The organism is Ruminococcus bromii (assembly GCF_002834225.1).
GTDB lineage: Bacteria > Bacillota > Clostridia > Oscillospirales > Acutalibacteraceae > Ruminococcoides > Ruminococcoides bromii.
This window is the reverse complement of sequence record NZ_NNSR01000073.1, coordinates 242,127-248,825: the sequence shown is the minus strand read 5'-3', so window position 1 is coordinate 248,825 and position 6,699 is coordinate 242,127. Positions and strand designations below refer to the sequence as shown.

Here is a 6,699-nt window from a genome sequence, read left to right as displayed (position 1 = left end):
GCACGCACGCTTAAAGGAGCATATGCTGACACACCGAATGTATTAACACTTGACAATTGTATCAATATATCAGCTATCAATAAGATGTATGCTGCTCCAGCCGACCATTGTGACTGGGAGGTAATTGATTGTACTGACTTATCAAACGAGGTTCTCGGAAACAAAGCTGATAAGGCAACAACACTTGCAGGGTACGGCATTTCAGACGCATATACTAAAAATGTTGTTGATACTTCACTGGCAAATAAAGCTAACCTCGTTAATAGCTCGAATATTTTTGATTTCGATGCTTGGGCAAAAGGATTACAGGGGCTTACTAATCCAGTTTACAGAGGTACTCTTGACAAAGTGGATTATAATGAAAAATCATTTGCCATAACAACTACTGAACCCAATGGATACACAAACGGATGGAATCCGTCAGCACCGCAATCTATGAGAATAGCAGTAAAGCCAAATACAAAATATTTATTCTCGTGGTTACCATCTTCCACCACTTGTGGAGCGTATGTCTTTTTAAACGGAATTAATACAGACGCAACTCGCTTTGAACTTAGAAAGGGTTTTGGTTCATTTACGACAGCAGAGGATACCACTTATATTGCGATTCGGTTTGATTATTACGGAACAGGATTCTTCAAAGTGTCCAAAATTATGATTGCTGAAAAAGAATCAATCTATTTGCCGAATGAAGTTGCGGAAGGTGTCACAGAAGTTGCGAACGAGGTTTTGGCATTTGAAAAGACAACCCAAACTTCACTTGCGAATAAATACGATTCGTCAAATGTTGAGGTCGGCAAAGGGGAGCTTACTCCTGCGCAGGCTATTTATGACGGCTGCGAGGGCAGTTTTAACTATTCAAAAATCGGTAAAACCGTGACGGTAGCACTAAACATCACAACCCTTGTTGCAGGTAAAAACTATGTACAGTTCGCAGGACTGCCATTCAATGCTATGACTGCAAGCGGATTGTCAAGCATTGCGGTGTATACAACTGCCAACAAGCTTGTTAATATTCGCCTTGACGGCTCATGGCTGTACATAAACAGTCCCGATACGACATTTGCAGAAGGCGAAAAAATCAATGTAATAGTTACATACATCATAGACTAAGGAGGCAAAAATTATGGAATTAAAAGAAAAAATCACACTTGATATGCTGACAAAAGACAGCGTATCGGTACTCAGACAGCAGTTTATAAACTATAACGGAACTGAAATGCAGGTCGGCGAAAATGTTCGCAACGCATACATGAACAGCAAATCGGGCAGAGAACAGCTCAGAGCGGTGCTGCCGGACGAATACTACAATGCCGTTATGGCAGTCTGGCAGTGAATGATTCAAATTGAAAGTTGAAAATGGAAAATGGAAAATTGCGGTCGAGAAGATAGTTTGTTTAAATGCAAAAAATATTTTGCCCGAGCGTAGCATTGTAAAAATTTGTACAATTTAAATTGTAGCGGCGAACCGTGTTCGCCATAAATAAACAGTAAATTTCATATTAACAAAACAGTCGGGAAGACATTGCATTTTATTTTGCAAACTGTCTTCCCGACATTAATTTTCCATTTTCAATTTTCAATTTTACATTAATTAAACCTTTCGCTCGGGCATAATATGTTTTTTACATTACAAACTGTCTTCCCGAATTGGGTACGGCGGCTCGCCGTTTACGGTTTTTCGCCTGTCAAAAACTCAACGCTTCTCTCAATTGAATCCTTGGAAGTGCCCCAGTCCTTGCCTTGATTGCGGTAATCAAACATTGAGCAAAAGTATGTTATATCCTCTTTGAGTGACAAAAGATAATTTTTTGTAAGACCTGCCGTTTCGGCACAGAATTGCGGTAAAAGCTTTGACGGCAGCTTGCTCTTTTGGGTTGCAACATTCATAATAAAATCGTAGTGTTTAAAGCAGATAAACGGCTGTTCGTTGTACAGCTTATAAAACTCCTCTCCCTTTGCCCACTCAACAAAAATCGTGTCGCAAAAATGGTGCATATCCCACTCGATTCTGTCGCATACATAACACGAATCAAGTCGCTTTTTAATGACTTCAAGCTGTTTCTTATCAGGCTTACCCTTCAGCTTTTTCGGCATATCGTTATCAATAATTTCCTGAAGATGACTTTCAAGAATGAGAGCGTTCGGGAGTTTTTGTCCTTTTTCAAACATCTGCGAAAAATGGCGGTGACAAAAGCCTTTTTTGTTGGTTTCAATCCTGATATTAGGCTCCATCATCGCGTCACCCGTAATAAATTTTACATACTGCTCCTCAAGCATACTCTCCATTCGGCAAAACGGACATCCGCATTTCGGCATAAATATATCGTTAATCGGAATTGTGCAGATAGTTTCTTTCACTTATAATTCTCCTTTTGTTAGCGTAAATGAGGCACGGCTGCACTCTGTCGACGGCTCGCCGCTGCTTTTTTCATATTTCTGATATAGGCAAATGTTTTTTCCTCGCCCTCATCTCTCAGCATAACCAATAATTTTTCAAGCAACGCTTCGGTGTTGGGATGCATGCGGTGCTTGCCTCTGATTCTGCAAAAATATGTGAACGGATCGCTGTCCTTGTAGTTTTTGCCGTTATAGATTTTGCTTGCGGCTACTCGGTCGCAGAACATTTCGACAACATATTTTATCGGCATTTCAACATTTTCAATTTGCTTTGACTTTGGGTTGTAATCGTTCCAGTACTCGTAATGATGGCGGTTTCTGCCCTTGTGATGCATCCAAGCCAGAGAGTAGCCGTACCGCTCTCTCTCCTTTTCATTCGGACTTCTTGTTCCCTGAAAATACTTTGCACCAAGAATAAATTCCGTGGGCGAATATTTTGACAAATCGTGCCTTAATCCCTGCCAAAAAATTCCTGCCCTTGCGCAGTTGGCAATTACCTTGTGTCTGTGGCGGGTTATTGTTCTGAAATGTTTAATCGGATGTGCCATAATTATCACCATAAATTATTTTAATCATTAGTTCGGAAATTACAAAAACATTTTCCGACTGACATTTTACCACATTTTCAGCCAATTTAAAATAGTACTTGCAAGATTACACTAAAAAAGTTATAATAGGAAAAGGTTAAATTTTTGTAACCATTTTTTGTAAAGGGCATAAGGATAGAAAGTATATGAAAAAGAAGATTTTCCTTTTTTTCCTTTGTGTTGTACTTATCGCAACCAGCATATTATGCGGCACAATGGGTATAATCAGAAATGATTCTAAATCACATAAAAAAACACAGACGGCGGATACAGCCGCAACAGAAAATCCGACATTACCAAGCACATTAGATTCGCTCACATTAAAAGTCGGCGAAACAAAGCTTATTGAGCTGTCATCCGAAAAAGCAGAATCTGTTACAAAATGGACAAGCTCGGACATTAAAACCGTGACTGTTGATGACGGCGGAAGGGTTGATGCATTAAAAGAAGGCACGGCACTTGTTTCGGCAATCCTAAAGGACAAATCCAAAGCCGAATTTCAGATAACAGTTACGAAGTCAACGGTAAAAAAACAGCAGAGCTATTCAACCTGCATAACGGCAAATACAGACAAGCTCGAGCAAAACAAGCGCAACAAGGCAAAAAATCTGTATGAAATCAAGGTGAACCGCACGGCAAACTGCGTGACTGTCTACACATACGACAAAAACGGCAAGTACACAATTCCTGTCAGAGCGATGGTTTGTTCAACGGGGTTGAACAACGCAACAATCACAGGCGACTACACAATCGGAATAAAGACCGAATGGCTGTTCCTTGTGGGCGATGTTTTCGGCAGGTACATCAGCGGAATTTCAGGCGATTACCTCTTTCACTCTGTTCCCTACTACACCTTAAACGAACAGGATTTAGAGGTTGACGAGTTCAACAAGCTCGGTGAGCAGGCGTCGCAGGGCTGCGTAAGGCTTGCGGTTTCGGACGCAAAGTGGATTTATGACAATTGCCCCACAGGTACGGCGGTCAATATTTATGACGATGCCGAAACGGCAGGACCTCTCGGAAAGCCTGACGCGATAAAAATTACGGATTTCAATAACAAATGGGATCCGACAGACAGCAGTAAAAAGTGTCCGTATGCCACAGCCGCCCCGACAATCAGCGGTGCGAACGATTGCGCAATAAAAAGCGGCGGAGAATTTTATGCTCTGACAGGGGTAACGGCGGTTGACACCTGCGGCAATGATATAACCTCAGATATTGAGGTTGTGGGTAATGTAGTAACCGCACGCAAGGGCAAATATAAGGTGACCTATTCAGTTACCGATGTGCTTAAAAGAACTTCAAGCGTTACAATTACGGTTACGGTACAATAAACAGCAACATAAATCAAGAGCATTATTGCCAAATATGGCAGTAATGCTCTTTGTCGGTTAATTACGCATTTTTGCTGATAGCGAACACACCTAAAAACCTCTGTCTTAATGGTTATCACATTCAAATTTCATTGCAATTTGCAATATTACAAAATTTGATAAATGCCGCAAAGCCGCCCATACAAAACACAAAAAGGCTGTGAAGAAGTGAAGTTTAAAACTTCGTTCTTCACAACCTCTGATTTACTGTACTAATCCTGAGAATCAGCCTTGGCTTTCTCAATAATTTTTTGAGCAACATTTGCAGGGGTGTCCTCATAGCGAACAAACGCAAAATCAAACGAACCTCTGCCCTGTGTTACCTGACGAATGTAGGTTGCAAAGTCATCCATTTCTGCCATAGGAACTTCTGCCTCAACAATCTGCGTGCCGTTTTCACCCGGCTGCATACCGAGTACACGACCTCTACGCTTGTTGACCTCGCCCATTACATCGCCCATATTTGCATCCGGAACATTGGCTTTAAGGCTTCCGATTGGCTCAAGAAGCGTGGGAGAAGCATTTGGAATACCGTTCTTATAAGCCAGAGAAGCCGCTGTTTTGAATGACATTTCGGAGGAATCAACGGGATGATATGAACCGTCATAGAGAGTAGCCTTGATGCCTACCATCGGATAGCCTGCAAGAACGCCCTTCTTGATTGAGTCCTGAAGTCCCTTTTCAACGGCAGGGAAGAAATTCTTCGGAACTGCACCACCGACAACTCTTTCGGCAAATACAAGACCGTCAGAATCACACGGCTCAAATTCAATCCACACATCACCGAACTGACCGTGGCCGCCCGACTGCTTTTTATATCTGCCCTGTGCGGAAACCTTTTTGCGGATAGTTTCTCTGTATGCAATCTTTGGCTTTTTGAGGACTGCGTCAACATTATATTTTGTTTTAAGTCTTGAAATTACAACATCAAGATGCTGTTCACCGAGTCCCGAAAGGAGCATTTCATGGGTTTCGTGGTTTGAAACAAGTTTGATTGTCGGATCTTCGTCCGCAAGCTTTGCAATGCCCTGAGCGACCTTATCCTCGTCACCCTTCTTTGCCGGATACACAGCCATTGTATATGATGATGACGGATAGTCGATTCCGTCAAGAACAACCTTTCTGAGAGGCGAACAGAGTGTGTCGCCTGTCTTTGTTGATGCAAGCTTCGGGATTGCGCCGATGTCGCCTGCACCAATGTACGGAACATCCGTCTGCTTTTTTCCGCTTACGGAAAGCACCTTTGTTATCCTCTCCTGTGCGCCTGTGCGCATATTGATGAGAGGAGCGTCCGAGCTTACCTTGCCCGAAACAACCTTTACATATGAAAGTCTGCCGATGAACGGGTCTGCAACTGTCTTGAATACGATTGCGGCAGCCGCACCGCTGTCATTAACCGAAACATCAACGGGTTCACCGTCAAGGTCAACACCGATTTCACCGCTCTTGTCAGCCGCTGACGGAGCAAGCCATGTAAGACTGTTCAAAAGCTGATCAATTGCGAATGTATTATGAGCGTCGCCGCAGAATACGGGGCAGATTGTGCCGTCCTTAACACCCTGACTTACACCGAGAATGATTTCTTCGGGAGTAAACTCCTCACCCATAATAAACTTGTCAAGAAGTTCCTCGCTTGTTTCGGCAACAGCCTCCTTGATAGCCTCACGCAAGCCCTCAAGCCTGTCGCCCATATCAGGAAGCGCAGTCTGTTTTACACTGCCGTCTGTGCCGTACTCATAAGCCTTGTAATCAAACAAATTAACATAAGTGTTTGCCTGACCGTCAACAATGTACGGAACAACAACAGGACAAACAGACGGACCGAATGTAGCCTTCAAGCTCTCGAATACACGATAGAAACGGGCGCTTTCGTCACAAAGACCGTTTACAAAGAACACCTTTGTAAGCCCTGCCTTTGTTGCCGCTTCAACTGCTTTTTCGGTACCTACACAGACACCGTCCTTGCCCGAAACAACGATGAGCGCCGTGTCAGCCGCTCTCATGCCCTCTGCAACACCGCCTGCAAAATCAAAAAGGCCGGGGGTGTCGATTAGGTTGATTTTTGTATTTTTCCATTCAATCGGTGCAACCGCCGTCATAATTGAAGTCTGTCTTTTGATCTCCTCGCTGTCAAAATCAAGGACTGTGTTGCCGTCTGCAACCTTACCGAGTCTTTCGCTCATCTTTGAGAGATAGAGTATTGACTCCGCAACCGAGGTTTTGCCGCTGCCGCTGTGTCCTGCGAGGGCAATATTAAGAATTTTTTTAGCGTCGTATTGTTTCAAAAGTGAAATCCCCTTTCGTAAAATTTCTATTCTAATCAAGCTTATTTCGACAAA

General features: G+C 43.0%; 6 protein-coding genes. 3 read left to right on the top strand and 3 right to left on the bottom strand.

The annotated features are described in order from the left end of the window. A partial coding sequence (locus tag RBATCC27255_RS10540) for a hypothetical protein (protein ID WP_341458208.1) occupies positions 1-1,113 on the top strand: 1,113 nt, incomplete at its 5' end. Between the two features lie 13 nt (positions 1,114-1,126). Next, complete coding sequence (locus tag RBATCC27255_RS09880; protein WP_101029834.1) at positions 1,127-1,336, top strand: hypothetical protein; 210 nt, start codon at positions 1,127-1,129, stop codon at positions 1,334-1,336. Positions 1,337-1,671: 335 nt separating this feature from the next. Here RBATCC27255_RS09880 and RBATCC27255_RS09875 read toward each other — a convergent pair whose 3' ends face one another. Further along, complete coding sequence (locus RBATCC27255_RS09875) at positions 1,672-2,361, bottom strand: DUF6062 family protein (protein WP_101029833.1); 690 nt, start codon at positions 2,359-2,361, stop codon at positions 1,672-1,674. 17 nt (positions 2,362-2,378) lie between these two features. Then, positions 2,379-2,960, bottom strand: coding sequence for a DUF5662 family protein (locus RBATCC27255_RS09870; protein ID WP_242958645.1), 582 nt, complete (start codon positions 2,958-2,960; stop codon positions 2,379-2,381). A gap of 173 nt (positions 2,961-3,133) precedes the next feature. Here RBATCC27255_RS09870 and RBATCC27255_RS09865 point away from each other — a divergent pair, with 173 nt between their 5' ends. After that, positions 3,134-4,321 carry a L,D-transpeptidase family protein gene (locus tag RBATCC27255_RS09865; protein WP_101029831.1) on the top strand — a complete coding sequence of 396 codons (1,188 nt, stop codon included), beginning with the start codon at positions 3,134-3,136 and terminating at the stop codon, positions 4,319-4,321. Positions 4,322-4,572: 251 nt separating this feature from the next. On the opposite strand, the gene RBATCC27255_RS09860 is transcribed toward RBATCC27255_RS09865, so the two are convergent. Continuing rightward, positions 4,573-6,645 (bottom strand): elongation factor G, encoded by a 2,073-nt coding sequence (locus tag RBATCC27255_RS09860; protein ID WP_101029830.1) that lies wholly within the window; start codon positions 6,643-6,645, stop codon positions 4,573-4,575. Positions 6,646-6,699: the final 54 nt, after the last annotated feature.